At 72.9% G+C, this 26,717-nt stretch carries 25 protein-coding genes and 1 pseudogene; 17 read left to right on the top strand and 9 right to left on the bottom strand.

All coding sequences use genetic code 11. From position 1 onward, the window contains the following. Window positions 1-15: 15 nt before the first annotated feature. The 4 genes from O7622_RS16710 to O7622_RS16725 form a co-directional block, all read right to left on the bottom strand. On the bottom strand, window positions 16-1,218 hold the full coding sequence (locus tag O7622_RS16710; protein ID WP_282309096.1) for an FUSC family protein: 1,203 nt from the start codon (window positions 1,216-1,218) through the stop codon (window positions 16-18). A 71-nt stretch (window positions 1,219-1,289) separates the two neighbouring features. Then, on the bottom strand, window positions 1,290-1,511 hold the full coding sequence (locus O7622_RS16715; protein ID WP_282309097.1) for a hypothetical protein: 222 nt from the start codon (window positions 1,509-1,511) through the stop codon (window positions 1,290-1,292). A gap of 221 nt (window positions 1,512-1,732) precedes the next feature. Then, a complete protein-coding gene (locus O7622_RS16720; protein WP_282309098.1) occupies window positions 1,733-2,437 on the bottom strand; it encodes a cation transporter in 705 nt (234 codons plus the stop codon). Then, the gene (locus tag O7622_RS16725; protein WP_282314158.1) at window positions 2,428-2,772 is read right to left on the bottom strand and encodes a metalloregulator ArsR/SmtB family transcription factor; all 345 of its coding nucleotides are present in this window, start codon (window positions 2,770-2,772) and stop codon (window positions 2,428-2,430) included. Before O7622_RS16725 ends, O7622_RS16720 begins: the two co-directional genes overlap by 10 nt. 210 nt (window positions 2,773-2,982) lie before the next feature. On the opposite strand from O7622_RS16725, the gene O7622_RS16730 reads away from it, so the two are divergent. The 11 genes from O7622_RS16730 (at window position 2,983) to O7622_RS16780 (ending at window position 16,819) form a co-directional block, all read left to right on the top strand. Further along, the gene (locus tag O7622_RS16730; protein WP_282309099.1) at window positions 2,983-5,682 is read left to right on the top strand and encodes a LuxR family transcriptional regulator; all 2,700 of its coding nucleotides are present in this window, start codon (window positions 2,983-2,985) and stop codon (window positions 5,680-5,682) included. Window positions 5,683-5,685: 3 nt separating this feature from the next. After that, window positions 5,686-6,564 carry an alpha/beta fold hydrolase gene (locus O7622_RS16735; protein ID WP_282309100.1) on the top strand — a complete coding sequence of 293 codons (879 nt, stop codon included), beginning with the start codon at window positions 5,686-5,688 and terminating at the stop codon, window positions 6,562-6,564. Window positions 6,565-6,846: 282 nt separating this feature from the next. Beyond that, the gene (locus tag O7622_RS16740; protein WP_282309101.1) at window positions 6,847-7,659 is read left to right on the top strand and encodes an ABC transporter ATP-binding protein; all 813 of its coding nucleotides are present in this window, start codon (window positions 6,847-6,849) and stop codon (window positions 7,657-7,659) included. Further along, window positions 7,656-9,254, top strand: a complete 1,599-nt coding sequence (locus tag O7622_RS16745; protein WP_282309102.1) for a hypothetical protein — start codon at window positions 7,656-7,658, stop codon at window positions 9,252-9,254. Before O7622_RS16740 ends, O7622_RS16745 begins: the two co-directional genes overlap by 4 nt. 106 nt (window positions 9,255-9,360) lie before the next feature. After that, a complete protein-coding gene (locus O7622_RS16750; RefSeq protein WP_282309103.1) occupies window positions 9,361-9,528 on the top strand; it encodes a hypothetical protein in 168 nt (55 codons plus the stop codon). A gap of 21 nt (window positions 9,529-9,549) precedes the next feature. Then, entirely contained in the window at window positions 9,550-9,708 is a 159-nt protein-coding gene (locus O7622_RS16755; protein ID WP_282309104.1) for a hypothetical protein, read from the top strand. A gap of 146 nt (window positions 9,709-9,854) precedes the next feature. After that, a complete protein-coding gene (locus O7622_RS16760; protein WP_282309105.1) occupies window positions 9,855-10,670 on the top strand; it encodes a TIGR02452 family protein in 816 nt (271 codons plus the stop codon). Continuing rightward, window positions 10,663-11,115, top strand: coding sequence for an OsmC family protein (locus tag O7622_RS16765; protein WP_282309106.1), 453 nt, complete (start codon window positions 10,663-10,665; stop codon window positions 11,113-11,115). Before O7622_RS16760 ends, O7622_RS16765 begins: the two co-directional genes overlap by 8 nt. A 354-nt stretch (window positions 11,116-11,469) precedes the next feature. Beyond that, window positions 11,470-13,680, top strand: coding sequence for a hypothetical protein (locus tag O7622_RS16770; protein ID WP_282309107.1), 2,211 nt, complete (start codon window positions 11,470-11,472; stop codon window positions 13,678-13,680). 252 nt (window positions 13,681-13,932) lie between these two features. Next, window positions 13,933-15,879, top strand: coding sequence for a TetM/TetW/TetO/TetS family tetracycline resistance ribosomal protection protein (locus O7622_RS16775; RefSeq protein WP_282309108.1), 1,947 nt, complete (start codon window positions 13,933-13,935; stop codon window positions 15,877-15,879). A gap of 121 nt (window positions 15,880-16,000) precedes the next feature. Continuing rightward, window positions 16,001-16,819 carry an endonuclease/exonuclease/phosphatase family protein gene (locus tag O7622_RS16780; RefSeq protein WP_282309109.1) on the top strand — a complete coding sequence of 273 codons (819 nt, stop codon included), beginning with the start codon at window positions 16,001-16,003 and terminating at the stop codon, window positions 16,817-16,819. 230 nt (window positions 16,820-17,049) lie between these two features. Here the strand turns inward: O7622_RS16780 and O7622_RS29245 are convergent. The 3 genes and pseudogenes from O7622_RS29245 to O7622_RS16790 all read right to left on the bottom strand — a co-directional run. Continuing rightward, window positions 17,050-17,169 (bottom strand): annotated as a pseudogene (locus O7622_RS29245) (hypothetical protein); the annotation flags it as partial. A gap of 55 nt (window positions 17,170-17,224) precedes the next feature. Next, on the bottom strand, window positions 17,225-17,473 hold the full coding sequence (locus tag O7622_RS16785; RefSeq protein ID WP_282309110.1) for a hypothetical protein: 249 nt from the start codon (window positions 17,471-17,473) through the stop codon (window positions 17,225-17,227). A gap of 18 nt (window positions 17,474-17,491) precedes the next feature. After that, a complete protein-coding gene (locus O7622_RS16790) occupies window positions 17,492-18,391 on the bottom strand; it encodes a serine hydrolase domain-containing protein (protein WP_282309111.1) in 900 nt (299 codons plus the stop codon). Window positions 18,392-18,625: 234 nt separating this feature from the next. Here O7622_RS16790 and O7622_RS16795 point away from each other — a divergent pair, with 234 nt between their 5' ends. Genes O7622_RS16795 through O7622_RS16820 form a run of 6 tightly spaced genes read left to right on the top strand, consistent with a single transcriptional unit; the run spans window position 18,626 to window position 24,245 of the window. Beyond that, complete coding sequence (locus tag O7622_RS16795; protein WP_282309112.1) at window positions 18,626-19,096, top strand: hemerythrin domain-containing protein; 471 nt, start codon at window positions 18,626-18,628, stop codon at window positions 19,094-19,096. Further along, on the top strand, window positions 19,093-19,332 hold the full coding sequence (locus O7622_RS16800; protein ID WP_282309113.1) for a hypothetical protein: 240 nt from the start codon (window positions 19,093-19,095) through the stop codon (window positions 19,330-19,332). Before O7622_RS16795 ends, O7622_RS16800 begins: the two co-directional genes overlap by 4 nt. 30 nt (window positions 19,333-19,362) lie before the next feature. Then, entirely contained in the window at window positions 19,363-20,172 is an 810-nt protein-coding gene (locus O7622_RS16805) for an ABC transporter ATP-binding protein (protein ID WP_282314159.1), read from the top strand. Between the two features lie 28 nt (window positions 20,173-20,200). Next, window positions 20,201-21,190, top strand: coding sequence for an iron-siderophore ABC transporter substrate-binding protein (locus O7622_RS16810; RefSeq protein WP_282309114.1), 990 nt, complete (start codon window positions 20,201-20,203; stop codon window positions 21,188-21,190). A gap of 5 nt (window positions 21,191-21,195) precedes the next feature. Next, window positions 21,196-23,298, top strand: coding sequence for an iron ABC transporter permease (locus O7622_RS16815; RefSeq protein ID WP_282314160.1), 2,103 nt, complete (start codon window positions 21,196-21,198; stop codon window positions 23,296-23,298). A gap of 44 nt (window positions 23,299-23,342) precedes the next feature. Continuing rightward, window positions 23,343-24,245 carry a siderophore-interacting protein gene (locus tag O7622_RS16820; RefSeq protein ID WP_282309115.1) on the top strand — a complete coding sequence of 301 codons (903 nt, stop codon included), beginning with the start codon at window positions 23,343-23,345 and terminating at the stop codon, window positions 24,243-24,245. A gap of 61 nt (window positions 24,246-24,306) precedes the next feature. Here the strand turns inward: O7622_RS16820 and O7622_RS16825 are convergent, their stop codons facing one another. Next, window positions 24,307-26,091, bottom strand: a complete 1,785-nt coding sequence (locus tag O7622_RS16825; protein WP_282309116.1) for an IucA/IucC family siderophore biosynthesis protein — start codon at window positions 26,089-26,091, stop codon at window positions 24,307-24,309. Further along, window positions 26,088-26,672 carry a GNAT family N-acetyltransferase gene (locus O7622_RS16830; protein ID WP_282314161.1) on the bottom strand — a complete coding sequence of 195 codons (585 nt, stop codon included), beginning with the start codon at window positions 26,670-26,672 and terminating at the stop codon, window positions 26,088-26,090. The genes O7622_RS16825 and O7622_RS16830 overlap by 4 nt, the downstream gene beginning before the upstream one ends. Between the last annotated feature and the right edge of the window lie 45 nt (window positions 26,673-26,717).

Consider the following 26,717-nt stretch of genomic DNA (forward strand, 5'->3'; position numbering starts at 1 on the left):
ATCAACAGGGCGGGGCTAGCCGGCGTCGGCTGCCAGCCCCGCCTCCCGATTCGCCTCGGCGAGCGTCGACCCGGACGCCTGGAGCACTTCGCTGACGGCGAGGCGCAGGCGGGTGAGGAGGACGTTGCAGCAGAACTCGGTGTTCTCCGAGCAGGCACGGTCGATGTCGCGGATGACTCGACTCGCCCGGGCGCGGGCGATATCGGGTTCCCGCTGTGCGAGGAAATCGCGGTGCAGCAACCGAATCGCCTGCCCCAGGTGCTCGATCGCCTCGGGCAGGCTACTGGGTACCGGCTCATGCCGCCGGATGATCGGTATGGCCCAATGCGCGGCCTCCCGGCTGTTGGAGTAGGCGAGCTGTAGGTGTTCGGCGGCGTGCCGGTACCGCCGTAGGACCGTCATCCGCCGCCACCTCCAGGGCGACAGGACAGCAATCTCGCTGGCGGCGGCAACCATCTCCATGGTCTTGTCCCTGTCCTCCTCGGTGGCGATCAGGCGGTGCAGCGCGTCCCTCGCCTGCTGCATGTTCCGGTGTCGTAGCGCGGTGCTGACGTCGGTCAGGTTGCGGGCGAAGATGTCCAGTGTCGGCCCGGCGGACCGGTGCACGATACGGACCGGGTTGGCGGGCAGGATCAGCAAGGCCACCGCGATGGCCGTCACCGCTCCGATCAGCCCGTTGACCGTCCGCGCGATGGCCAGGTTCGACTGGTCCGCGGTCAAGGATCCCAGCAGCACGGCGGTGCTACCCGCGTGCACCATGACAGCGCCACTGCCACGGATCACCGCGGTCGATGAGATCGCGAACGCCACGATCACGCCCGTCTGAATCGGTCCGGTGCCGACCAGGTCGACGATCACCTGTCCGACCGCCACCCCGACGATCACCCCGGCGATCAGTTCCGCCGCTCGCCGGATCCGGTTGCCCAGCGCGGCGGCGATGGTGCCGATCGAGGCTGCGGGTGCGAACAGCGGTTGCGGGTTGTTCAGCAGATCGGACGCGATGAACCAGGACAGGCCCGCGGCGGTGCCGGCCTGCACGGCGAGGATGAGATACGTGCGCAACCTCTCGTATGCCTCGCGCCCTTCACGCCGCAGCGCGTCGGACCGGACCTGCCTGCCGAGACCTCGCACGTGCACCTCACTGGTGCGCTGACGTCGTTTGGAACCAGCTTCGTCGGCTGAAGGATCGCGCGTGGTCGAATCAGACCAACTGAGCATGGCACGTAGTCCACCGCGTGACGGGATCCGCTGTGGCCTGCGGGTATCGGGGCTCGTCGTGGTGGACCGCGTTACGCCAGCCGCCCGATCCAGCCCACAACCTCGCCGACGGTGGGTGCCCGGGCCGAGAGAAGATCAACGGTCTCCGGATGCAGCGCCGAGCGGTGGTCGCGCCGGTGCCACGCCCGCTGGCCGACAGCCGACGTTCGGCGGTTGCGTCGGGGCGGCCACTCCTCGCGGGCGGCGTGCGCGGTGCGCTGGATCGGCGGCCTGCTGGTGCTGGCCGCCGCCACCGGCCCCGGCTTCGCCCCGGTACGCCTACGTACTGTTCCACATGGCCCAGCACATGATGCCGTCCATCGCGGTGCCGATCCTGCTTGTCGATGACGCCCCGCCGCGTCACCCGGCTGCTCACCCAAACCCCCGGTGGTGGCGCCCGGCACGGCACTCATCGGCCAACCTCACCCGCCGGCGTAGCCGAGAGCGGCTGGCGAGCGCCGTGGAAGTCCGAGTCTCAGCGGTTGCAGCAGCCGTCGGCACAGCCGTCGACGGTGGGGGTCGCGGTCTGCGTGGTGGCCGGGGCGCAGCAGGCGTCGCCGCGCCAGGCGTCCCGGCCTTCCTTGACGGCGACGGCGGCGATGACGAGGGCGGCGGCGGGGTCGGCCCACCACCAGCCGAACAGTGAGTTGACGGCGAGGCCGGCCAGCAGGACGGCGGACAGGTAGGTGCAGAGCAGGGTCTGCTTGGAGTCGGCGACGGCGGAGGCGGAGCCGAGTTCGCGGCCGGCGCGTCGTTGCGCGGCCGAGAGCAGGGGCATGATTGCCAGGGACGCCGCGGCGAGGACGAGGCCGACGGTGGAGTGCTCGGCGCGGTCGCCGCCGATGAGGGCGCGCGCGGATTCGACGGTGACGTAGGCGGCGAGGGCGTAGAACGAGGCCGCGATGAGGCGTAGGGCGGTGCGTTCGCGGCGTTCGGGGTCGGCGCCGGAGAACTGCCAGGCCACAGCGGCGGCGGAGGACACCTCGATGACGGAGTCGAGGCCGAAGCCGATCAGGGCGGTGGAGGACGCGCGGGTGCCGGCGGTGATCGCGATCACCGCCTCGATCACGTTGTAGGTGATGGTGGCGGCCACGAACAGGCGGATCCGGCGGGTGAGTACGGCGCGCCGCGCGGTCGTCGGCGGCGCGAAGGGTAGGGGTGTCGTGGTCATCAGCAGCATCCGTCGCGGTCGGCGGTGGGGCACGCGGCGGGGTCGACGGCGATGACGAGGCCGAGCAGGTCACCCAGGGCGTGTGCGAGGCGGGAATCGGCGAGTTCGTAGCGGTTGCGGCGGCCCTCGGGCACGGCGACGACGAGGCCGCAGCCGCGTAGGCAGGCCAGATGATTGGAAAGGTTCTGCCTGCTCGTGCCGAGGGTGTCGGCGAGTTCGGCCGGGTAGCCGGGGCCGTCACGTAGAGCGAGCAGAAGCCTCGCGCGGACCGGGTCGGACAGGGCATGGCCGAAGCGGGCGAGGATCTGCCCATGGGTCAACGTCTGCACTCCGTCACGGTACATCATACCCTGAATTCATCAGACGCTGTACTGTCTGGGCGGCCGATCGTCGTGCAGCGCGGCCTCTGGTGCCAAAGAAGGCTCCTCTGCTCGGTCGACGTGATCCCCGGTGAAGCCCGGACGAGGCGGCCGGTAGCAGCGGCCGCGTTGCTGTTTGTGAGAAGTGACTCCGTGCGGACCGGGCAGCGTGGAGGTCTCCTAGAGTGGGCGTTCGTGCTTTACGGCAGGTTGGCGGAGGTCAGCACACTCGACCAGGTGATCGCGCGGGCTCGCGACGGGTCTGGCGGTGCGGTGGTGTTGCGGGGCGAGGCGGGCGTGGGCAAGACGGCCCTGCTCGACGCGGTGACCGTGCGAGGCGGCGCGATGCGTGTGCTGCGGGCCACCGGCGTCGAGGCTGAGGCCGACCTCGCGTTCGCAACGCTGCACCAGGTGCTGTGGCCGGTGATCGGCTCGCTCGACGCGCTGCCCGAACCACAGCACGACGCTGTGCGCGCGGCGCTGGGTCTCGCCGCAGGCACTGCCGGCGATCGGTATCTGCTGGGCGCTGGCGTGGTTTCGCTGCTGGCCGAAGCCGCCGCGCCGGACGGGCTGATCTGCGTGGTCGACGACTTCCAGTGGGTCGACCGGGCCTCGGCCGACGCACTGCTGTTCGCCGCCAGGCGACTCGAGACTGAGAAGATCGCGATGCTGTTCGCCGTGCGCGGGGACGCTCCGGTCAAGGGTGTGCCTCTGACAGTGGAGGTGCGTGGCCTGCCCGGACCCGCTGCGGCCGAGATGCTGGAGTCCCGCTGCGATGTGCAGGCCGGTGTGGCGCGGGAACTCGTCACGCTGACCCGCGCGAACCCGCTCGCGCTGGGCGAGATCGCCGCCCGTCTGACTCCCGCGCAACTCGCCGGACGCGAACCGTTGCCCGATCCGCTTCCCGGTGGAGCCCGGCTGTTCGGCGACCGGGTGGCGGCGTTGTCCGCCTCTGCCGGGCTGCTCGCTCTGGTCGCCGCCCTGGAAGCTGACCTCGACCTGGTCCTGCGCGCCACCGACCGGTTGTCAGCCGAGCGCACGGCACTGCCCGGGGAGGACACGGGAACCTGGACCGGGAGGATGGCGCTGGCCGAGCTGGAGGAGTCCGGACTGGCCGAGATCTCGGGTACGCGCGTGCGCTTCCGTCATCCGCTCATCCGGTCGGCGGTGCACGAGGCGGCCACCCCGGCGGGGATCCGCCGAGTCTATGCCGTACTGGCGGAGATCACCGAGGGTGACCGTCGCGCCTGGCACCTGGCCGGAGCGGCCATCGGCCAAGACGAGCGGGCTGCCGCCGAGTTGGTGGCCGCCGCGGAGCTGGCGCGTGACCGAGGTGGGTACGGCACCGCTGCGGCCGCCCTGGCCCGGGCCGCCGAGCTGACCGCCGAGCCGCGCGCCCGTGCCGCGCGTCTGAAGGACGCCGCCGTCGCGGCCTGGCTCGGCGGCCGCCCGGGTCAGGCGGAGTCGTTGCTTGCTGAAGCCCGTGACCAGGCCGGCGTGGACGCCGGCCTCGCCATGGAGATCGCCCAGCTTCGAGGCCGGTTCGAGTTGAATTCCGGCAACGCCGCCGAGGCCGTGCGGATCCTGGCGGCGGGGGACAGCCTGGAGATGCTGGCCGATGCCGTGGAGGCCGCTTCATACGTCGGCGACACGGCCGCCATCATCGAGCTCGGGCGGAGGGCGGCCGCACACCGCGAGGGATTCCTGCGGGACACGGTGGCCGGGATCGGCCTGTCGCTGGACGGCGACGCTGCCGGACCGGGCCTGCTGCGGCGGGCGCTGGCGCGGGTCGGCGAGCTGGGAGAGGCGGCGGAGTACCTGTGGGCGGCGGCCGCGGCCAGCCAACTGGGCGAGTCGGATCTGGCGACCGAGATGGCCGAGCGGGCCGGACGGGTGGCCAGGGTGTCAGGGATGACCGGGCAGCTGCCGGTCGTGCTGGAGTTCGTGGCGACGGCCGAGCGCATCGCCGGGCGGCTGGCAAGCAGCCAGGCGGTCTCCGAGGAGGGCCTGGAATTGGCCCGCGAGGCCTGCTATGAGAACACCGTGGCCGCGCACCTGGCCAACCTGGCGGTCCTGGCGGCGCTGCGAGGCGAGGAGGAGACCTGCGAACGGCGGGCCCGCGAGGCACTGGCCATCGCCATACCGCATCGGGTGGGTCTGCGGGCGGGGGTCGCCGCGTACGCGCTGGCGCTGCTCGATCTGTGCCTCGGACGCTACGCGCCGGCGCACGACCGGTTCACGGCCATCGCCGCGGCGGGACCGGGTGTCGGGCATCCCACAGTGGTGTGGCGGACGGCGCCGGATCGCGTTGAGGCAGCCGTGGGCGCGGGCGACGAGGTGGCCGCGCGGGCGGCACTCGAGGCGTACGAGCGGTGGTCGGCGTACGCGGCGACGCCCGAGTCGCGTGCCCTGCTGGCCCGTTGCCGGGGCTTGGTCGAGTCGTCCGAGGCTGCCTTCGGTGAGGCGCTGCGGCTGCACACCAACCCCTTCGAGGCGGCCAGGACGGCGCTGCTGCTGGGCGAGCGCCTGCGCCGCACACAGCGGCCGGGCGAGGCGCGGACGCATCTGCGGATGGCGTGGGAAACGTTCGAGCGGGCGGGCGCGAGACCGTGGGCGAGGCGCGCACAGGCTGAGCTGCGGGCGGCGGGCGAGAGCGGACAGGCCCCGAGCTCGGCCGTGCTGGACGCGCTGACCCCGCAGGAGCTGCGCATCGCGGGCCTGGTCGCCGACGGGCTGTCGAGCAAGCAGATCGCTGCCCAACTGTTCCTGAGCCCCCGCACGGTCGAGTACCACCTGTACAAGATCTATCCGAAGCTGGGCGTCGGCTCCCGTACGGAACTGGCGCGCCTAGTAGTTCTACAGAAGGCACCTGTTGGGGAAGAGGACATGCTTTGAGACATGCATGAGGTGAACATCTGGAGTGAAGAGTTCGGCGCTGCGACCGACACCCCGATCCTGTTGATCATGGGGTCGATGTCGCAGGGCGTCCTGTGGCCGGACGAGTTCGTCGGCCGCCTTGTCGCCGGAGGCCGCCGGGTGATCCGGTACGACCACCGTGACACCGGCATGTCGGACACGGTCGACTTCGCCGTGGATCCGTACGGGTGGGACGACATCAAGAACGACGTGTACCGCGTGCTGGACACCCACGGCCTGGAGAGCGCGCACCTGGTCTGTCACTCGGCGGGCGGGCTGCTCGGCCAGTTCATCGCGTTGGAACGACCGGAGCGGGTGCGCTCGCTGACCGTCATCGGCTCATCACCGCTCGGCGGCGGCGAAGGTCAGGTGATCCTGCGGGCTCTGCTGGGGCAGCCACAGCCTGAAGGCAGCCTGCCCGAGCCGGCGCCGGAGTTCGTGGCCTTCTACCGCGCGCTGATGGCCGCCGCACCGCCCGAGGACCGGCGCGCCCAGATCAACAGCATGATCGCCGAACAGCGCGTGCTGCACGGCACCGGGCTGCCGTTCGACGAGGACGCGGCGCGTCGGCTACAGGAGCGAATCTACGACCGTGCCCGCGACCTGTCGGCGGTGGCCAACCACCGGCTGGCCGCAGCGGCCAACCCGGACTTCGAGCCGGTGGGCGTGCTGGACCAGCTGAAGGTGCCCACGCTGGTCATCGAGGGCAGCCACGAACCGGTCAAGCCGGGCCACGGCGCGATCATCGCCGAGCAGATCCCAGGAGCGCGGCTGATGATCACGGCGGGCATGGGGCACACGCTCCCGCCGGAGGTGCACGAGGAGCTGGCCGCCGCCATCCTCCTGCACACAACCGAGTGACAGCTCATCCAACTGCATCACAACGGCGAACCGGCCGTTTCGGGGGCGGAGCCGAACGAACGTCGCTCTGCTGGAGCAGCGGGGGACTGCCGGCCGTGCCGTCACCGAGATGGCCGCTCGGCGGCCAGCGCATGTCGTTGTGTGTGCGCTGGCCCCCCGGCAACCCGCTTCGACGTCCTGTCGCATGCCAGCAACGCCGGCGTGCTCGCCCGTTCCGGTGAGCCGCGGCGTTGCTGTCCTCCCTGGTACGGGGACTGACGAGATCCGCGGCCTGATCGACGAATGGTCGCGGCCGAATTGATCGGTCTGCCGTATCTTGCCGGAAAAGAGGCGATGCAAGTGTTCGATTCCACTGTCCCAGCCGTTGAGGTAACTGACCTCAGCCAGCGTTTCGGTGCAGTGCTCGCCGTCGACCGGCTCAGCCTGAGCATCCCATCGGGAATGTGCTACGGCATCGTCGGCCCGAACGGAGCCGGCAAGACCACCACGCTGACGGCCATGTGCGGGTTGCGGGAGCCGACCTCCGGCACGATCAGGATCGCCGGTCATGACCTGCGAACCGATCGGGAAGCCGCGCTTGCCCAGCTTGGAATCATGATGGACGGGCTGTCGCTACCCGAGCGGCTGACCGCCACGGAGTTGCTGCGGTACAGCGCCGGGCTGCGTGGGCTGGACGACAGCTGGCGGGCCCGCGCCGACGACCTGCTGGAGATCCTGGGGCTCGACGCCACTCCACGCACGCTGATCGTGGAGTATTCCACCGGCATGCGCAAGAAGATCAACTTTGCGTTGGCGATGCTGCACCGGCCCCGGGTACTGATCCTCGACGAACCGTTCGAGGCGATCGACCCGGTCTCGGCCCGCTCCATCGAACAGGTGCTCACACAGTACGTCGCCGCCGGTGGCACGGTGATCATGTCGAGCCACATCATGGACTTCGTCGAACGCAACTGCCGCCGGGTGGCGCTGGTGGCCGGTGGCCGGGTGCTGGTCGAGGGGCCGGTGGACGAGGTGGCAGCGAACGGGACGCTCAGCGAACGCTTCGTCAAGCTGGTCGGCGCCGGTCCGGTCCGCCCGCTGACGTGGCTGACATGACTCGCGCCCTGTTCGCGCTGAAGCTGCGCCTGTTCCGCAACGGCCCGCACAACGAGCGCGGATTCAGCCTGGTCGCCGGTATGGCCCTGGCCGCGCTGGTGGTCGTCGGCGCAGCAGCGGCCAACCGTGGACTGCTCCACGAAGGCTGGATCGCCGTGGCGCTCACCGGATGGGGCGGCATGTGGCTGTTCGGCCCTCTAGCCCAGCCACGCCACGATCCGTCGGTCATCTCGCGCGACTGGTTACGCGGCTATCCGCTGCGGCCATGGCGCGCGGCTCGGGCCTTGTCCTGGACCGAGCTGGTGGGCGTCGGCCCGCTGGTCACGCTGACCTGCCTGTCGTCCCTGGTCGTGCTGGCCGCACCGGGCGGCCTGACGACGGCCACGATCGGCGTGGTGGCGATGGTGGCACAGCTGTACCTGCTGGTCTGGGCGGGTAAGACGGTGGCGGCGATCGCGGCCTGGCTCCTACAGACCCGGGCCGGGATGAGGCTGGCCGCCACCCAGACCGCCATCATGCTCGCGCTGTCGTTCGCTGGGTGGGTGCCGATCGCGGCCTGGTTGCTGCCCCGCCTCGGTCAGAGCGACACCACCCTGGTCCTCCCCACCTTCGGGCAGCTACCCGCGTCGGTCGTCGACGTGCTCGCCCTCCTGCCCACGGGATGGGGGTACCGCGCCGCGATCGCCGCCCGTGACAGCGCGGGGCCGGAAGCCGTCGTCGTGCCGCTGACGGCCCTCCTGACCCTTGGTGCACTGCTGCATCTGGGCTGGACCACCCTGACCGCTCGCGCCCTGCGCCGCCCACCTCGCCTCGTGGCGCCGCGACGCCCCCACGCACCAGATCGTGGGCTGTCGCTTCCGTTCCCGACGCCGCAGGTGTCCGCTGTCGTCTCGCGAGAACTGGCCACATGGTCGCGGGATCCCGCGCGCGGTGTGGAACTGCGTAGCGCCTGGCTGACCCCGCTACTGATGGCGCTCATCATCGCGGTCACCGACTGGAGTTGGGCGCTGCCCCTCGTCGGTCCCGCAGCGGCGGTGTTCGGCGCGATGGTCGCGGTCAACACCTACGCCCTGGACGGCACGGCCCTGTGGCAGTTGCTCACCACACCGGGCGCCCTTCAGGCTGACGTACGCGGCCGGATGGCGGCATGGTTCTTGCTATTCGGCGTGCCGTCGATCGTGCTGTCGGCCGCGTTGTGGGCCGTGACCCGCTCCCCACTGGGCGTTGTCGCCATCAGCGGCGCCATCGCCGCAGCCGCAGTGGCCTGCGCCGTGGCACCGCTGATCGCGCTCCTGATGCCGGCTGTCGGCACCGATGCCCGCGATCGCCGCCACCCCGGCCAGCGAGCAGGCGATCCGACCGGTGGACAGATGACGATCTTCCCCGTGGTCCTGCTGGGCGCGATTCTCCCCGGCATCATCGGCGCCACCACCGGCGGTCACTCGTGGGCGCCGGTGCTCGCGGCCCTCCTGCTGGCCGCGGTCAGCCTCTCCCTGACCCCCACCCTCGCCGCGCGTCTGCTGCAGCGGCGAGGCGCCAGCCTGCTCGACGTGATGGTCTCCCGCGACGATGCCCTGTTACACGGAAGGTCGTGACGAGTCACCACGGCACGATCGGGGCCGAGGGCCGGACGGGGCGGGGCGCCCGCTTCACGGTGCGCCTTCCCCGGACACGATCGCCGAGCACCACGGGTAGGGCCTCGTGGACCCCTGCGCGCAGCCAGCCACCCCACCGGCCGTCGTCTTCGAGGCGCTCACCGGGCCGGACCGTGACCCGGCGCGTCCGTGGCTGCGGCTGCTCGATGACGAGCAATCGCCTCGGATCCTGCACGCCGAGCACCCGTGTGTGGTCGTCTGGTCGTCGCTGTGAACCGGGCGACCGGATGCGCAGGTGCGTTTCGATCTGGTGTCCGATGGTGGAGGAGGCACCCAGTTGCGCTGGACGCTGCTCGTCGCCGAGCCCCTGCCCGACCCGTCGCTCCTGGGACACCTGCGCAAGCGCCTCAACCAGCTGATCAACGCGAACCTGCGCTACACATTCGGTCAGTAGGTGGACCGCGGCTGTTCGATGCCAGATGGCCAGGCGATACCGGGGCCACGGAACCCACAGGTCCGTTCAGCGGCCGCTAATCGATTGCCGTGCGCGTCGGGACTGCCTAGATTGCCGATCATGCACGACATCGACGGGTTTGCCGGATGACCGGCCGTCTCCGCGAGATCGCCCGGCAGACGGTGGCGATCGCCGAAGCGGGACGCTACCGCAACGATGCCGGCGAGGACATCGCGATCGAAGCGGCGGTACGCGCCGCTGTCGACGGCACCCGTGAGCACCTGCCGGACGAGGTCCTCCACCTCGACGGCGCGACGCCCGGAGCCGGTGACGTGGAGGTGACGCACGAGTCGACGTTGCAGGCGGCCCGCCGGCTCGGGCCGGGCGCGGCGTGTCTGGTGTTCGCGTCGGCGAAGAATCCGGGTGGCGGGTTCCTGGGCGGGGCGCAGGCGCAGGAGGAGAGCATCGCCCGCTCGTCGGCGCTCTACCCGTGTCTGCTCGCGGCGCCGGACTTCTACGCCTTCCACAGCGTGCAGCGGGATCTGCGGTACAGCGACCGGGTCGTCTACTCGCCGGGCGTGCCGGTGTACCGCGACGACAAGGGCGACCTGCTCGACCGGCCGTACACCACGTCCTTCCTGACCGCGGCGGCGCCGAACCTGGGCGCGATAGTGCGCAACCAGCCGGAGCGTGCCGCGGACGTGCCGGCGGTGCTGGTGCGGCGGGCCCGGCGGGTGCTGGAGGTCGCGGCCGCGCACGGGCATCGGACGGTGGTGCTGGGCGCGTGGGGGTGCGGGGTGTTCCGGAACGACCCGGCGACGGTGGCCGGCGCGTTCGCCGACGCGCTCCGGGCGGTCGACCGGTTCGACCTCGTGGTGTTCGCCGTGCGTGACGGGCTGCCGGGCACGCCGGTGTACCGCACGTTCGCGGAACGCTTTTCGGTAGGTTCGTCGCATGACTGACGACACCTTCCGGTCGGTGGAGATCGAGCGCACCAGCGTGGGCAGATACGTGGCGCGCAACGCCCGTGGCGGCGAGCTGTCGATGGGTACGGGGGAGGACGCGACCTTCACGCCCGTGGAACTGCTGCTGGCGGCCCTCGGCGGCTGCACCGCCGTGGACGTCGACCACGTGACCAGCCGGCGCGCCGAACCGGCCCGGTTCGCCGTCACGGTGAGCGGCGACAAGATCCGTGACCCGGAGGCCGGGAACCGGATGGAGAACCTCACCGTCACGTTCGCGGTGACGTTCCCGGACGGCGCGGACGGTGACCGCGCCCGCGAGGTGCTGCCGCGTTCGCTGCGGCAGTCGCACGACCGGCTCTGCACCGTGTCCCGCACGGTGGAGCTGGGCACTCCCGTCTCCATCGTGGACGCGAACGACCCGGGCTCGTCCGACCCGCAGTAGCCCACGAATTGACCACGCTTCGCCCGAGCCCGGCGGCGCGGTCGTCGCGAGGCCGGCAGCCTGCGGGGCAGCCGGCCAGTCGCGGGGCAGCACGCCCAGGACACCACCGTCGCCCCGGCCGCGCACCCCGGCATCTTCAGCACCACAGGTCACCCGCGACGCCTGCGCGCCGCCACCGACCCCGCCGTGCTCGGCGGCCAGCACTACGGCCCCGGCGGACGGTACGAGGTGAAGGGCCACCCCCGGCTCCGGCCGGCACGAGGTGACCTCGGCCCTCTGTTCCGCGTTCGGCAGCGCGGAGCGGGTGGTCTTTGTGACGCTTCGATCGTGGATGCGGCCGGTGGCGACAGAGGTGTGGAACTGCGTGTCCACGGGGTGTTCGGTGCGTCGGCGGAGACGATCGTCGACCATCCGATCGTGGTGCGCGTGGCCGGCGACCGGCACGCCGGGTTCTACCGGGTCCGGGAAGGGCTCGGCGCGGCCGGTGGCGCGCCTGCCGGCGTGGTGGTGGAGGCGTACCGGTGGGGGACCTTGACCGCCGGGGCGGCGGTGCGGACGGCGTCGATGCTGGTGCTGCTGCCGTTCATGCTGAGCAACCTCGCGGTGTGGATGCGCCCCATGCTCGCCGACCGGGGCGGCGTCCTCGGCGGGCTGTGCCGCCTGCTCGCCGGGTCGCTGACCGTGGCGTTCACGCTGGCGCTCGTCGGTGTCGGTATGAACCTGACCGGCTGGCAGTGCGTCCCGTACGCCGAGTGCCGGGACGGGAGACCGTACCTGTCGTGGCTGGTGGCGTTGCCGACCGGCCCGCGCCTGGCCGTGCTGGCGTTGATGCCGCTGCTGGCGCTGCGGGTGTTCTGGGTTGTCGGCAAGCGATCGGCCGACGCTTTCGAGGGCTTCGGATCGGCCCCGCCGCGCGGGCGGCTCCTGGAGTCGACCGGGAGTCTCGCCGCGCCCGGAATCTGGCACGACGAACAGATGACCTCGTGGCTGCGCCAGATCCACGTCGGCCTCGGCGCGGGCACCGTCGGCGTCAGCCTCGTCGTCGCGGTGTCGCACGGCCGGTGGAACCCCGTCGCCGTCGGACTGCTCGTCCTCGCCGCCGGGCTCGTGGCGTTCTGCGCCGTCGTGCTGGCCGTGACCGTCCCCGCGAGGTGGGCCGGACCGCTGCGCCGCACGGTCTGGATCCTCACCGCGGTGGCCACGGTGTCGAGCCTGGGGTACGCCGTGTCCCGGCGGGAGGTCCCCGTGCAGGCCGGTCAGATGCCCGGCCACGAGGGCAGCGCCGCCGGCCTGGTCGCGGCGCAGGGGCTGATGCTCGTCCTGATCGCCGCGGTGACGCTCGCCCGGCAGCACGCCCGGCCGGCCGGCTCCCGCGCGCTGCTCGGAGGGCTCGGCACGCCGCTCGTCGCGGCCATGTCGGTCACCGTCGCCTCCGCCTACACGGCCACGCTGGTGTTCCGGACCGCGGACCAACTCGACCGGGGTCGCATCCCCGACCCGATCCGGAGCAACCCGCCCGCCCTGGGGCCGTTGGAACCACCCGTCGCGTACTGGTGGGCCGCGCTGGCCGGGCTCGCCGCCCTGGTCGTCGTGAGCGCGGCGCTCGCCGTCACCCGGCCCGTGGCCCGGCGCCGGCGGCGGGCGTACGCGCAGCGTGTGGTCGAACAGGACTTTCCGGACGCGCCCGCCGAGGCGACGCCACGCCTCGATGCGGTCCGATCGACGATCGCCCGGTCCTTCGTCACCGACGAGCTCGGGCCGACGTTTGTCGCGTTCTTCGTGATCTCGTCGGTCGGGCTCGCCACCGTCGCGCTCGACCTGATCGGGATCGGCCCCACCCAGATCGCCGCCCGCCTCAGCCGCCGGCACGACACGCTCGCCGTGCTGACCGCGTACGTGACCGACGTCGGAATATGGATCATCAGTCTGCTCGTCATCGGGTTGCTGATCCTGGGCTATCGGGCGTACCGGTCACCGGAGACGCGCCGGCTCGTCGGCGTCCTGTGGGACCTGGGTACGTTCTGGCCGCGTACCGTGCACCCGTTCGCACCGCCCTGCTACGCCGCCCGTGCCGTACCGGAGCTGACCCGCCGGGTCTCCGCGCTCGCCGCGCAGGGCCCGGTGGTGATCTCCGGTCACAGCCACGGCTCCGTCCTGGCCGCCGCCACCGTCCTGCAACTGCCGCCGGAGGCCCTGCCCCACGTCGCGTTGCTGACCCACGGCAGCCCGCTGCACCGCATCTACGCCCGCCTCTACCCGGCGTATCTCGGTGACCAGGCGCTGCGCGACCTCGGCGACCGGATCGGCTGGCGCTGGCGCAACCTGTGGCGCGACACGGACCCGATCGGCGGCCCGATCTTCGCCGACCCGGGTCTCCGGCCCTGCCTGCCCCCGGCCGCCGCGACCGTCGACGTCCGGCTGCGGGATCCCCGCAGCGTCGTGGTGGAGATGCCGGACACCGTGCCGCCCCCTCTCGAACGCCACTGGCCCTATCACACCCAGCCCGAGTACCGAGAGGCCGTGCGGAACCTTGTCGACGACATCCGGGCCGGCGCCCCCGGCTGAGGTCGCCCCGCGTACCGGCCCCGGCCGGCCCGACGACCGGCGGCGCCGGATGGTCTCGTTCACCACCGGCCGTCCGGACGCCGTGCCCTCCGGGCCCGAATTCGGTGGTGGTGGTCGCGGCGGACGGGCAAGGTAGGACTGCACACCGGCGGCGAGCGCCGCCACCACGACGACCACCAGGAGAGACCATGCGAGCAGCTTCCACGCTTCGGACCCTTGCCCGTCCTACCGTGGAGCGCTGCCTTGGCCCTGTTGAACCTCGGAATCGTCGCGCATGTTGACGCCGGAAAGACCAGCCTGACCGAACGCCTGCTCTACGAGGCGGGCGCGGTGGCCGAGCCGGGCAGCGTCGACGCCGGCACGACCCGGACCGACTCGATGGAGCTGGAACGCCGCCGCGGCATCACCATCCGGGCGGCCGTCACGTCGATCACCGTCGGCGACCTGAGCATCAACCTGCTGGACACCCCCGGCCACCCCGACTTCATCGCGGAGGTCGAGCGCTCCCTGGCCGTCCTCGACGCCGCCGTGCTCGTGGTGTCGAGCGTGGAGGGCGTCCAGCCGCAGACAGTCGCCATCTGGCGGGCGCTGCGCCGCATCGGCGTACCGGCGGTGTTCTTCTTCAACAAGGTCGACCGCGGCGGCGCCGACGTGGACCGGGTGACGGCCCAGGTGCGGCAGCGGCTCGGGGCGCGGCCGGTCCTGCTCACCACTGTCACCGGCCAGGGCCGCCGCGAGGCCCGGGTGCATGCCGTGGACCTCGACGCCGAACCCGTGGTGGCGGAGGTGGCCGAGGTCGACGACGCGGTGGCGGCGCGCTGGCTGACCGACCGGCCGGTACGCGTCCGTGACGTCCGCCGGGCGCTCCGCCGCGCGGTGCGCCGCGCCGAGCTGGTCCCGGTGGTGTGCGGCTCGGCGATCACCGGCGCCGGGGTACGCCGGCTGTGCGACGTCCTGGCCGACCTGCTCCCGTACGGCGAGGCACGGGACGGTCCGCCGGCGGGCACTGTCTTCGCGGTCGACCGGGACGGGCACGGCCGGCGCGTCTGGCTGCGGTTGTGGTCCGGGCGTCTGCGGGTGCGGGACCGGGTGCAGCTCGCCGGCGGTCGGCCGGAGCCGGTCACCGAGATCGCCGTCATCGAGCCCGCCGGCGTGCTGGTGCGCCGGTCGGTCTCCGCCGGGCAGATCGCGGCGGTACGCGGCGTGTCGGCCCGGATCGGCCAGCACATCGGCGACCCGCCACGGCGGCACGGCTACCGGTTCCCGCCGCCGACCCGGCAGGCGGTCGTCGAGCCGGTCGACCCGGCGCAGCGCCTGGCGATGTTCGCCGGGCTGGCCGAGCTGGCCGACGAGGACCCGCTCGTGGACCTGCGCCTCGACGAGCAGCAGGCCGAGGCGGTGATCCGCCTGCACGGCGAGGTCCAGAAGGAGGTCCTCGCATCACTGATGGAGGACCGGTACGGCGTCCGGGTGCGGTTCTCCGGCACGCTCACCGCCTGCATCGAACGGGTCGCCGGCACCGGCGCCGCCGAGGAGCGGGTACGGGAGCGCGGCAACCCGTACCTGGCGGGGCTGGGGTTGCGCATCAAGGCCGCCCCGGCCGGGCACGGTATCGAGTTCCGGCCCGGGATCGAGCCGGGCCGGCTGCCGCCCGCGTTCGTCGCCGCCACCGAGGAGGGCGTGCGGGCCGCGCTGCGGCAGGGCCGGAACGGGTGGCCGGTCACCGACTGCACGGTCACCATGACGGCGTCCCGGTACTGGCCCCGGCAGAGCCGGCCGCACCAGAAGTTCGACAAGTCGATCTCGACGGTGGCGGCGGACTTCCGCAACCTCGCCCCGGTCGTGGTCGCCGCCGCGCTGCGGCAGGCCGGTACGCGGGTGTGCCAGCCGATCGAGCGGTTCGACGTCAACCTTCCCCGGCACGCGGTCGAGACGGTGCTGGCGCTGCTCGGCCGGCTCGGAGCGGTCGTCCACGACACCGCAGTCGCGGGCGGCTACCTGGAGGTGAGCGGCACCCTGCCGTCCGCCCGGGTGCCGCGGGTCGTCGCCGCCCTGCCCGACCTCACCGGCGGCGAGGCGGTGCTGACCACCACCTTCGACCACTACGCGCCGGTCACCGGCGAGGAACCCCCGGCACTGCCCCGGCGCGGGCCCGACCCGGACGACCGGGAGGCGTGGTTCCGGGCCGTACCGAGGTAGGCCGCGCCGGGCGGCGACGGGAGCGTTGCGGCGATAGGATCACCGGCGCCCGCCGCCGCCCGTACCCGTTGGAGCCCCGCTGACGCAGCCGGTCACCCACCTCGCCCGGCGTGTCCGCCGGGTGCTGGGCGCGGTGTGCCTGCTCGTCGTCGCCGGGCTGCCCGCCGGGTCGTCGGGCGCCGGTGCCACCGGCGCGGGAACGCTGCGGGTGCTCCAGATGAACCTGTGCAACAGCGGCCGGGCCGGCTGCTACACCGGCCGGGCCGTCCGCCAGGCCGCCGACGTGATCATCGCCGAGGCGCCCGACGTGGTCACGCTCAACGAGATCTGCCGCGACGACGTGGTGACGCTGGAGCGGGCGCTGCGGGCCGCCCGTGCCGGCGGCACAGTGGTGTCCGCGTTCCACGCCGCCGGTGACCGCCCTTCCCGCAGTCCCACCCGGTGCAACAACGGCGAGCCGTACGGGATCGGGCTGCTGACCCGCCTCGACGACCGCGACGACCGGCCGTCGGTGCACCGGGGGACCTATCCGGCGCAGGATCTCGCCGACCCGGAGGAGCGGGTCTGGCTCTGTGTCCGGGCCGCCGGGCTGCACGCCTGCACCACGCACCTGGCGAACACCAGCGGCCAGGTCGCGCTGGCCCAGTGCGGGCAACTGCTCGGCGCGGTGGTGCCGGGGATCCGCGGCGACGCCGGGAGCGCGCCGGCAGTCGTCGGCGGTGACCTCAACCTGCGCGCCGGCGGCACCCCGGACGTGCGGTCGTGCGTGCCGGCGGGCTACCGGCGGATCGACGACGGTGCCCGGCAGCAGATCGTGGCGTCGAGCGGCGTGACGATCTGCTGCCGCCGGTCGGTGGACATGCGCGGGACGACCGACCATCCGGCGCTGGTGGCGACCATGATCCGCTCGTGGTCCGGGCCGCCACCGGGACGGTACTGAGCGGCACCGGGCGACGCCCGGCGTGATCGGTGAGCCGCCCGTGCAACGTCCCGGTGTACCGGACCGCGATCGACGAGACCCGCCGGCCCTGGCGGCGCGAACGGTCGGCCGGCGACGCCATGCCGGACGTGAGGGTGCGGGACACGTCGTCGACGACCGACGAGCGGATGCGCCTGCGGGCGGCGCGAAACAGTGCCGGCGCGTCGGACGTCCAGGGGCCGGGTCAGGATGACGTAGCTGCCCGGCGTGGTGGCGATACCCGCTGCGACGCCGTTGACCCTGACGCTCGCCCCGCTGGTCCACGCCGGGATCCGGATCCGCATCGTCCACGACCCGGCCACCGAGGGCAGACGTACGCACGCGCGCCGCCTCGCGGGGAGGCGGCGCGCGTCCGGTGACCCGGGATCAGCGGCCGGTGCCGCACAGGGCCGCGTCGACGGTGGCGGTGACCGCCTCCATCATCTCCGGACCGGTCGGCAGCGCGGTCACCGCGACCACGGCGCTACGCCCGTCAGTGGTGGACAGGTTGCGCGTCTCGAAGCCCTGGATGTCACCGCCGTGCCCCCACGCGTGACCGCCGCAGGGCAGCTCGTGCCGGGCGATGCCCAGGCCGTACTCCCAGACGCCGCTGGGCTCGAAATCGGGCGCCGGCACGGTACGCGTCAGGGCCGCCTACTGGGCCGGCTTGAGCAGCCGCCCCGCCAGCAGCGCCTCGAAGAACGTGCGCAGGTCCGACGGCGTCGAGACGAGCTGGCCGGCGGCCCAGCCCACCGACGGGTCCAGCCGGGTCACGTCGACCCACGGCGCGCCGGGCTCCACCGCCACGTATCCGCGCGGCAGCCGGCCGGGCAGGTCCTGCTCCCCGGTCTGCGGCCAGTACGTGTCGCGCAGCCGCAGCGGCTCGACGATCCGCCGGGTGATCTCCTCGCCGACCGGGCGTTTGGTGACCCGCTCGATGATCAGTCCGGCCAGGACGAAGTTGGTGTTGCTGTACTCCCACTTCGCGCCCGGCGGGAAGTGCCGCGGCCGGGTGAGCGCCGCGTCCAGCAGCCGCCGCGGGTCGAAGTAGTCGCTGCGCCTGTCGACGAGGTCCTGCGCCTCGCCGAACAACACGTCGTCGTAGTCGGGCAGGCCGCTGGTCTGTTGCAGCAACTGGCGTACGGTGATCCGCCGCCCGTCGTTGCCGGTGGCGCGCACCATGCCTGGCAGGTAGCGCTCGACGCTGGCGTCCAGGTCGATCCGGCCCTCGCCGACGAGTTGGAGGACGACCACGGCGGTGAACGTCTTGGTGTTGCTGCCGACGCGCACCCGGGCGTCGCGGGGGATCCCGGCGCCGGTGCGCAGGTCACCGACCCCGGCGGTGTAGTCGCGCACCCGGCCGTCGCGGCGTACGGAGGCCAGCGCCCCGGGGAAGCCGTGTTCGGCGACCAGGCCGTCCAGCCGCTGCTGGACCGCGTCGGCGGCCGGACGCCGGGCGTCGGTGGTGGTGGCGGACGCGGCGGGCACACCCAGTGCGGTGACGGTGAGCAGGGCCGCGGCGCCGACGGCCACCGGGAAGGTACGGCGGGTCATGGGAACTCCTCGACGGAGGTGAACGGGTACGCCCTCAAGCCTCGGAGAACCGGGCCCCGCGCTCCATCCCGCCAGCTGCCGAACCGGGGTAGCGCTGGCACTACTTGATGGCGCCGGTGCCGCCGGTTAGGCTCCGCCCAGCGTCGCGTGCCGGTGGCAGACCGTGTCAGGCATGGAGGCGCCGGATCGAAGGGAGCACGACGATGACACTCGTCGTCCCTTCGCCCTCGCCACGTGGCTGAGGGCGAACAGACCAGGCTGGTGGCCTGGAGCCGGGAGATGCGCGCCGTCCACGAGCGGCTGCGCGAGGCGCTGGCGGTGACCCGGCGGGCGCTCGCCGACGGTGAGCCGGCCCGCCCGGCGACACGTGAGCTGCTGTTGTTCTGCCACGGTTTCTGCGCGGCGCTGACCGCGCATCACGAGGGCGAGGACCACAGCCTCTTCCCGGCGGTCGCGGCGCGGCATCCGGAGCTGCGCGGCACACTGGACCGGCTGCGGCAGGACCACTCGATGATCGGGTACCTGCTGACCGGGCTGAGCGCGGCGGTGGCCCGCGACGCACCGCCCGGGGAACTGGCCCGGCACCTGGAGGGCGTGGCGGCGATCATGGAGTCGCACTTCCGGTACGAGGAACGGCAACTGCTCACCGTGCTGGAGACGCTCTCGCTGGACGCCGAGCCGGGCGACGTGTTCGGGCCGTTGTGACCACTGCCGCGGCCCTCCGGAGCAACACGTCCTGCCGCTTCGCCGGCAGCGGCTCCAACGACAAGACGGTCGGCAACGTGGACGGCTCGAACCAGTTCTGGTCCGGCAGCAACGGCTCCCGCTGCTCCACGTACTCCGGAGCCCTCGCCTGGTCCTTCACCGGCGACGGCCGCCTCACGCCGACCCTCGGCGGCCGCCCGGTCTCCCTCCAGCTTGACGGCCTGACCAGCGCTTAGGTTAGCCTAACCTCCGTGATGAGCAGAACGGTGCGAGCCGACGGCTTGAGCGGCAGCGACCTGCGGCTGGGCTACCACGGCACGACGGTGGTGCACGACGCCGCCATCACGCTGCGGCCCGCGGCAGTGACCGCGTTGGTCGGCCCCAACGGCAGCGGCAAGTCGACGCTGCTGCGCGGGCTGGCCCGCCTGCACCCGCTGGAACACGGCGAGATCGTGCTGGCCGACGGCACGCCGGCCCGGGCGCTGTCCGCCCGGGACTTCGCCCGCCGGGTCACGCTGCTCGCGCAGAGCCGCCCCACCCCCAGCGGGGTGACGGTGCGGGACGTGGTCGGGTACGGCCGGCACCCGTACCGGCAGCGGTGGCGCGCGAACGACCTCGACGGACCGGCCGTGATCGACCGGGCCATGCGGGTGACGGGCGTCGACGGCATGGCCGGCCGGCCGGTCGACGAGCTGTCCGGCGGCGAGCTGCAACGGGTCTGGCTGGCCACCTGCCTGGCCCAGGACACCGCGATCCTGCTGCTGGACGAGCCGACCACGTTCCTGGACCTGCGCTACCAGGTGGAGATCCTCGACCTGATGCGCGAACTCGCCGACACCGCCGGCGTCGCCGTCGGTGTGGTGCTGCACGACCTCAACCAGGCCGCCGCCGTCGCCGACCAGGTCGTGCTCCTGCACGAAGGCCGGGTCCGCGGCGCCGGCACGCCGCACGAGGTGTTCACCGAGGCGGCGCTCACCGAGGCGTACGGCATCCGCGTCGAGGTGAGCGTCGACCCGGTCACCAACCTGCTCTCCACTCGTCCCGTCGGCCGGCACACGACCCGCGTCTCCGCCTGACCGACTCCTGCCCACAGAAGAGAAACCGATGCTGCGTACCCGTCTGACCCTGCTCGCCGCCGCCGCGGCGAGCGCGCTGCTGATCGCCGGCTGCGGCACCACCGAGGAGCCCGCGGCCGCACCGTCCCCCTCCGACGCCGCGTCCACCGGCCCGGTCACCGTCACCGACAGCCGGGGCAAGACCATCACCCTCAAGAGCCCCGCCACCAAGGTCGTCGGCCTGGAGTGGGGCGAGGTGGAGATGCTCGTCGGCCTCGGCGTGATGCCGGTCGGCGTGGCCGACCCGAAGGGGTACGCCACCTGGGTGACCGCCGCCCCGCTCGACCCGGGCGTCAAGGACGTCGGCACCCGGGGTGAGCCGAGCGTCGACTCCGTCGTCGCCCTCCAGCCGGACCTCGTGGTGATGGAGGCCGAGCGCGGCTCCGCCGTGGTCACCCAGCTGGAGAAGTACGTCCCGGTGCTGGTCACCAAGGGCAGCGACGCCTCCGACAACATCGGCCGGATGCGCGCGGACCTGAAGATGATCGCCACCGCGACCGGTCGTACCGCCCAGGCGGACAAGCTGCTCGCCGACTTCGACGCCGCGCTCGCCGACGGCAAGAAGAAGATCGCCGACGCCGGGGCGGCGGGCAAGCAGTTCGCCATCGCCGACGGCTGGAAGGAGGGCAGCACCGTCTCGATCCGGATGTTCGGCCAGGGCGCGTACGTCTCCCAGCTCGGCATCCAGCTCGGCCTCAAGAACGCCTGGACCGGCAAGACCGACGAGATGTGGGGCCTCGGCCAGACCGACGTCGAGGGCATGACCGTCCTCAAGAGCCAGGACCTGCACTTCTTCTACAACGCCTCGGACGGCACCGACGTGTTCGCCGACGGCCTCGCCGGGAACGCGATCTGGCGCTCCCTGCCGTTCGTGCAGCAGAACAAGCAGCACAAGATGCCCAACGGCATCTGGACGTTCGGCGGCACGCTGTCCGCCAAGCAGTACATCGACGAGCTCGTCAAGGTCTACACGGCTTGAGCGCGATGACCGCCCCCGCCCCGCCGGGGCCGGCCACCCGGCCGGCCCCGGTCGGGCCGCCGCCCACCCGGCGCAGCCGGGTCGCCGGCGCGTTCGCCCTCGCCGCCGCGCTGCTCGTCGCGATCACCGCGGTGCACCTCACCCAGGGCACCTCCTCGGTGGGGGCGCTGGACCTGCTCCGGCTGCTCACCGGCGGCGACGACGAGGCCGCCCGGGTGCTCGTCGCCTCCCGCCTGCCCCGGCTGCTCACCGGCCTGGCCGTCGGCGTCGCGCTCGGCTTCGCCGGCGCGGCGTTGCAGTCGACCACCCGCAACCCGCTCGCCTCGCCGGACACGCTCGCCGTCAACGCGGGCGCCCACCTGGCGATCGTCGCCACCGCCGCGTTCGGGATCGCGCTGCCCGCGCTGCCCGCGGGCGGGCTGGCGTTCTGCGGTGGACTCGCCGCCGCCTCCCTGGTCATGCTGCTCTCGGCCGGCGGCCAGGCCGCCACCACCCGGCTCATCCTCGCCGGCTCGGCCACCGCGATGGCGCTCTCCTCGCTGACCATGCTGCTCATGCTGCTGTTCGAGCAGGCCACCATCGGCCTGTTCGCCTGGGGCAACGGCTCGCTCGTGCAGGGCGACCTGGTCGCGTTCACCCAGCTCGCCCCCGTGATCGGGGTCGCCGCGCTGCTGCTCGTGGCCCTCGGGCACCGGCTGGACCTGCTCGCCCTCGGCGACGACACCGCCACCGTGCTCGGGCTCGACGTGCGCCGTACCCGGCTCACAGTGGTGCTGCTGGCGGTGCTGCTCTCCGCCGCGGCGGTCACCCTGGCCGGGCCGATCGGCTTCGTCGGCCTCGGCGCGCCGGTGATCGTCCGGCTGCTCGGCCGGTGGGTGCCCGAGGTGCACCGGCACCGCATACTGATGCCGCTGTCCGGAATCGTCGGCGTCGTCATCGTGCTCGGTTCCGACGTGCTGCTGCGCGCCGTGCTCGGCGGGCAGGCCGGTGTCGACGTGCCGACCGGCGTGGTGACCACGCTCTTCGGCGCGGTGCTGCTGGTCTGGCTGGCCCGCCGCCACCGCGACGCCGGACCGACCCGGCAGGCGCCGGGCGGCCACGCCGCGGTCCGCTCCCGCGGCTTCGTCGCCACTGTCATAGCGGTCTGCGCGGTCGTCGTCAGCGCCGCACTGGTGCTCGGCATGCTCGCCGGTGACACGTGGGTGCTGCTCGGCGACATCGTCAACTGGGTGCAGGGCCGCACCGGACCGGCGTACACGTTCGTGCTGGACGCCCGCTGGCCGCGGGCCGCCGCGGCGCTGCTGGCCGGCGCCGCGCTGGCCCTGGCCGGCACCACTGTGCAGGCGGTGTGCCGCAACCCGCTCGCCGAACCGGGCATCCTCGGTATCACCGGCGGCGCCGGCATCGGTGCGGTGTCGCTGCTGACGTTCGCGCCGATGGCCGGCGTGCTCGCCCTGTCCGGTGCCGCCGGGCTCGGCGCGGTCGCCGCGTTCGCGCTGGTCTACGGCCTGGCGCGGCGGCACGGCCTCAACTCCGACCGGCTGGTGCTGATCGGGTTCGCGGTCTGGCAGGGCGGTACGGCGATCATCACGTTCATCGTGGTCTCGTCCGACCCGTGGAACACCGGCAAGGCGCTGACCTGGCTGTCCGGCTCCACCTACGGGCGTACCGCCCCGCAGGTGCTGCCGGTGGCGATCGCGCTGCTGATCGCGCTGCCGGTGGTCGCCGCCGTACGCCGCGAGCTGGATCTGCTCGCGCTCGACGACGACACGCCCCGGGTGCTCGGCGTCCGGCTGGAACGTGCCCGGCTGATCGCGCTCGGCCTGGCGGCACTGCTCACCGCCACCGCCGTGTCGGCGGTCGGCGTGATCGGCTTCGTCGGCCTGGTCGCGCCGCACGCGGCCCGGGCGCTGGTCGGCGGCCGGCACACCCGCGTCCTGCCGGTCGCGGTCCTGCTCGGCGCCACCCTGGTCAGCCTCGCCGACACGCTCGGCCGCAGCGTCATCGCCCCCGCCCAGGTCCCCGCCGGTCTGGTCACCGCCATGATCGGCACCCCGTACTTCGTCTGGCTGCTGTGGCGCTCCCGCGCCGCGGCAGCCGCCCGTTAGCCCGTGCACCGACGCACCCCCACCGGCCGTGAGAGGAATGACGCATGACCAGCACCCCGGCCGTCGCGCCCTGGCGAGTCTTCACCGTCGAGGTCCGCGCGCTACGCCGGCTCGGCCCGTCGTTCCTGCGGGTGACGCTCACCGGCCCGGACCTGAACCGGTTCGCCGACAACGGGTACGACCAGCGGATCAAGCTGGCCCTGCCGTCGGTCGACGGCGCGCCGGGGGAGCTGCCCGACGGGCCGGACTGGTTCCCGCGGTGGCGTGAGCTGCCCGACGGGCTGCGCAGCCCGATCCGCACGTACACCGTCCGCGCCGTCCGGCCGGAGGCGTACGAGGTGGACGTGGACATGGCGCTGCACGGCGACGGCGGCCCGGCCACCCGGTGGGCCCGGCGGGCCCGCCTCGGCGACCGGATCGCGGTCGTCGGCCCCGACGCCGGCTGGGACGGCTCGCACGGCGGGGTCGAGTTCCAGCCGCCGGCCGGGGCGACGCTGCTGCTGGCCGGTGACGAGACCGCCGCGCCGGCGATCTGCGCGATCCTGGAGCGGCTGCCCGCCGACGCGCGCGGGCACGCCCTGGTGGAGGTGCCGGAGACCGGCGACGAGCTGCCCTGCGCGGCACCGGCCGGCGTCACCGTGACCTGGCTGGCCCGCGACGGCGAACCGCACGGCAGCCGGCTCACCCCGGCCGTGACGAGCCTGGCCGGCCGGCTGGTGCCGGTACCGGTCGCGGCGAGCGCCGCGCCGCTGGCCGAGGTGGACGTGGACCGGGACATCCTCTGGGAGGTGCCGGAGCGGCCGGACGGCGCGGCGCTCTACGCCTGGCTGGCCGGGGAGGCGGCGATGATCCGTGGCCTGCGCCGCCACCTGGTCGCCGAGCGGGGCATGGACCGGCGCGCGGTGGCGTTCATGGGCTACTGGCGGGCCGGTCGCGCGGAGAACTGATCGTCCCCACCACCGGCGAGAGCGGGCCGGCGCCGTGCGCCGGCCCGCTTCTGCCATGCCGTCAGTCGCGCGGCGCGAACGGGGCGAGCGGATTGGCCAGGGTGCCGGCGAACTGCAACGCGGCGGACGGGTCGGACAGGTCCACCATCTGCTGGTTGTTGCGCAGCTGGAGCCGGTTGAGGCAGGACAGCGTGAACTCCGGCGCGAACAGGTCGTGCCGGCGCATCCGGTCGGCCAGGTGCGGCACTGTCGCGGCGTAGCCGGTGGCGCACTCGGCGACTGTGCGCCAGAACCCGTCCTGGTCGAGCACGCCCTGGGTGTGCAGGGCGGCGCTCAGGTGCCGCAGGAAGCAGTCGAACACGTCGGTGAAGATGGACAGGATCTTCTCGTCCTCGGGGATCGCGGCCCGGATCCGCCGCACCCGCTCCGGCAGGTCCGCCTCCGGGTTCATCACCACGATCTCCTCGGCGATGTCCTTGAAGACGACCCGCTCGACCACGCCGTCGTGCAGCACCAGGATGACGTTCTCGCCGTGCGGCATGAACGCCAGGTCGTGGGCGTACAGGCTGTGCAGCAGCGGCACCAGGTAGGCGTCCAGGTAGCGGCGCAGCCAGTCGGCCGGCGCCAGCCCCGACTCGTCGATCAGCGCCGCGGCGAGCGAGCGGCCGTCGCGGTCCAGGTGCAGCAGCGAGGCCATGGTGGCCAGCCGCCGCCCGGGTTCCAGCCCTGGTACCGGGCTCTCCCGCCAGAGCGCCGCCAGCATCTTCCGGTACGGGGAGTACCTGTCGGTCGCCGCCTCGTACTGCCGGTGGCGGTAACCGACAGCGGCCCGCTCCCGGATGATCGACAGTCCGGTGCGCTTGAGCACCGGGTCGCCCTCGATCAGCCCGGCCAGCCAGTCGTTGATGGCGGGCGTCGCCTCCATGTACGCGGCGGACAACCCGCGCATGAAGCCCATGTTCAGCACCGACAGCGCGGTCTTCACGTAGTGCTTGGCCGGGTCGGTGACGTTGAAGAAGGTGCGGATGGACTGCTGCGCGAGGTACTCGTCCGGCCCCTCACCGAGGCAGACCAGCCGGCGCCGGGCCACCTCACCGGCGAACGTGACAGCCAGCTTGTTCCACCACTGCCAGGGGTGCACCGGGACGAACAGGTAGTCGGCCGGGTCCAGGCCCAGCCCGGTGAGCGTGGCGGTGAACCCGGCCAGCGTCTGCTCGCCCAACTCGGCCCGGACCAGCGTGTCGTAGTCCAGGTCGTCGGCGCAGGTGAACGTGGTGTGGTCGCGGTGCGCGGCGAGCCAGAACAGCCGTACCGGTGCGGCGGCCTCCGGGGCGTACGCGTGGTGTTCGTGCACGCCGAAGCCGATGCGGCCGTTGTTGGCCACGAAGCAGGGATGCCCCTCGGTCATGCCGGTCTCGATCGCCTGGAAGCCGGCGGCGGCCAGCTCGGCGGCGCTCAGCGCGGGCTTCGCGAGCTTGTACGCGGTCCCGGCCAGCGTGGAGGTGATTTCCTCCAGGTAGACCGGCAGGATCGCGTCGGTGAGGCCGAGAGCGCCGCGCAGCTCCACGCAGAGGTCCACGGCGTCGGGCGGCAGCTCCGCGCCGTCGCGGCGGCGCACGATGCTGTCCGCGTCGACCTGCCAGTGATCGAGCGCCAGCCGCTGCGCGGCGAACCGGTACTCGACGGTGCCGTCGTCGCCGCGGACCAGCCACTGCCCCGGGCCGGCGGGCTCGGGGGTGATCAGGCGTTCATGGGCGAACTCGGCGAGCGCCTTGCGCACCAGCAGCCGGTTGGCCGTCGCCCACGCCTCGGGGGTCAGGTGGTCCACGGATGCGCTGGCGTTCACGCCGGTGCCCCTTCCTCGCCTGCGGGCGCGCCGGTGGCGGCCCGGAACTGGTCCCGGGTGCAGACGCTGAGCAGCGCCTCCTTCTCGGGCTTGCGGATCGGGCCGACGACTGTGAAGCCGACTGCCGCGTTGAGTGCGTGCACGGCGGTGTTGGCGACGTCCGGCTCCACCACCACCCGCCGGGTCGCCGGGTCGGCGAACAGCCAGGCCATCACAGTGGTGATGACGGCACGGGTGAAGCCGTGCACCGGTGTGTCGGCCGGCGCGCAGAGGAAGTGCATGCCCACGTCGCCGGGCTGCGGGTCGTACAGGCCGACCAGCTCGACGTGCGCCGGGTCGTACCGTTCGGCCAGGAACGCCGGGGTGCCGCGCCACGATCCCAGGTACGCGTCGTGGTGCGGGTGGTCGGCGATGCGCCGGTACTCCGCGGCGACGGCGTCCGCGTCGGCGCTCTGCATCAGCCAGAACGCGGACCTGGGATGGGTGACCCAGCGGTGCAGCAGCCTGGCGTCGGCGTCCGGGTCCAGCGGACGCAGCGTGAACTCACCCAGCGCGTCGTCGACGTGGGTGAACTCGCTCATGGCGGGCCGTCTGAGCATGCGCTCGCGGCCCTCGCTTCGCTCGGT

This window comes from Micromonospora sp. WMMD1076, from assembly GCF_029581475.1.
In the GTDB taxonomy this organism is placed as follows: Bacteria; Actinomycetota; Actinomycetes; order Mycobacteriales; family Micromonosporaceae; genus Micromonospora; species Micromonospora aurantiaca.

What these genes read in the sequence shown, in the direction of transcription:
- O7622_RS16710 (WP_282309096.1), bottom strand. Translation starts at nt 1,218, where the DNA reads ATGCTCAGTTGGTCTGATTCGACCACGCGCGATCCTTCAGCCGACGAA.
- O7622_RS16720 (WP_282309098.1), bottom strand. Translation starts at nt 2,437, where the DNA reads ATGCTGCTGATGACCACGACACCCCTACCCTTCGCGCCGCCGACGACC.
- O7622_RS16725 (WP_282314158.1), bottom strand. Translation starts at nt 2,772, where the DNA reads ATGTACCGTGACGGAGTGCAGACGTTGACCCATGGGCAGATCCTCGCC.
- O7622_RS16735 (WP_282309100.1), top strand. Translation starts at nt 5,686, where the DNA reads ATGCATGAGGTGAACATCTGGAGTGAAGAGTTCGGCGCTGCGACCGAC.
- O7622_RS16740 (WP_282309101.1), top strand. Translation starts at nt 6,847, where the DNA reads ATGGTCGCGGCCGAATTGATCGGTCTGCCGTATCTTGCCGGAAAAGAG.
- O7622_RS16745 (WP_282309102.1), top strand. Translation starts at nt 7,656, where the DNA reads ATGACTCGCGCCCTGTTCGCGCTGAAGCTGCGCCTGTTCCGCAACGGC.
- O7622_RS16760 (WP_282309105.1), top strand. Translation starts at nt 9,855, where the DNA reads ATGACCGGCCGTCTCCGCGAGATCGCCCGGCAGACGGTGGCGATCGCC.
- O7622_RS16765 (WP_282309106.1), top strand. Translation starts at nt 10,663, where the DNA reads ATGACTGACGACACCTTCCGGTCGGTGGAGATCGAGCGCACCAGCGTG.
- O7622_RS16790 (WP_282309111.1), bottom strand. Translation starts at nt 18,391, where the DNA reads ATGACCCGCCGTACCTTCCCGGTGGCCGTCGGCGCCGCGGCCCTGCTC.
- O7622_RS16810 (WP_282309114.1), top strand. Translation starts at nt 20,201, where the DNA reads ATGCTGCGTACCCGTCTGACCCTGCTCGCCGCCGCCGCGGCGAGCGCG.
- O7622_RS16815 (WP_282314160.1), top strand. Translation starts at nt 21,196, where the DNA reads ATGACCGCCCCCGCCCCGCCGGGGCCGGCCACCCGGCCGGCCCCGGTC.
- O7622_RS16820 (WP_282309115.1), top strand. Translation starts at nt 23,343, where the DNA reads ATGACCAGCACCCCGGCCGTCGCGCCCTGGCGAGTCTTCACCGTCGAG.
- O7622_RS16830 (WP_282314161.1), bottom strand. Translation starts at nt 26,672, where the DNA reads ATGAGCGAGTTCACCCACGTCGACGACGCGCTGGGTGAGTTCACGCTG.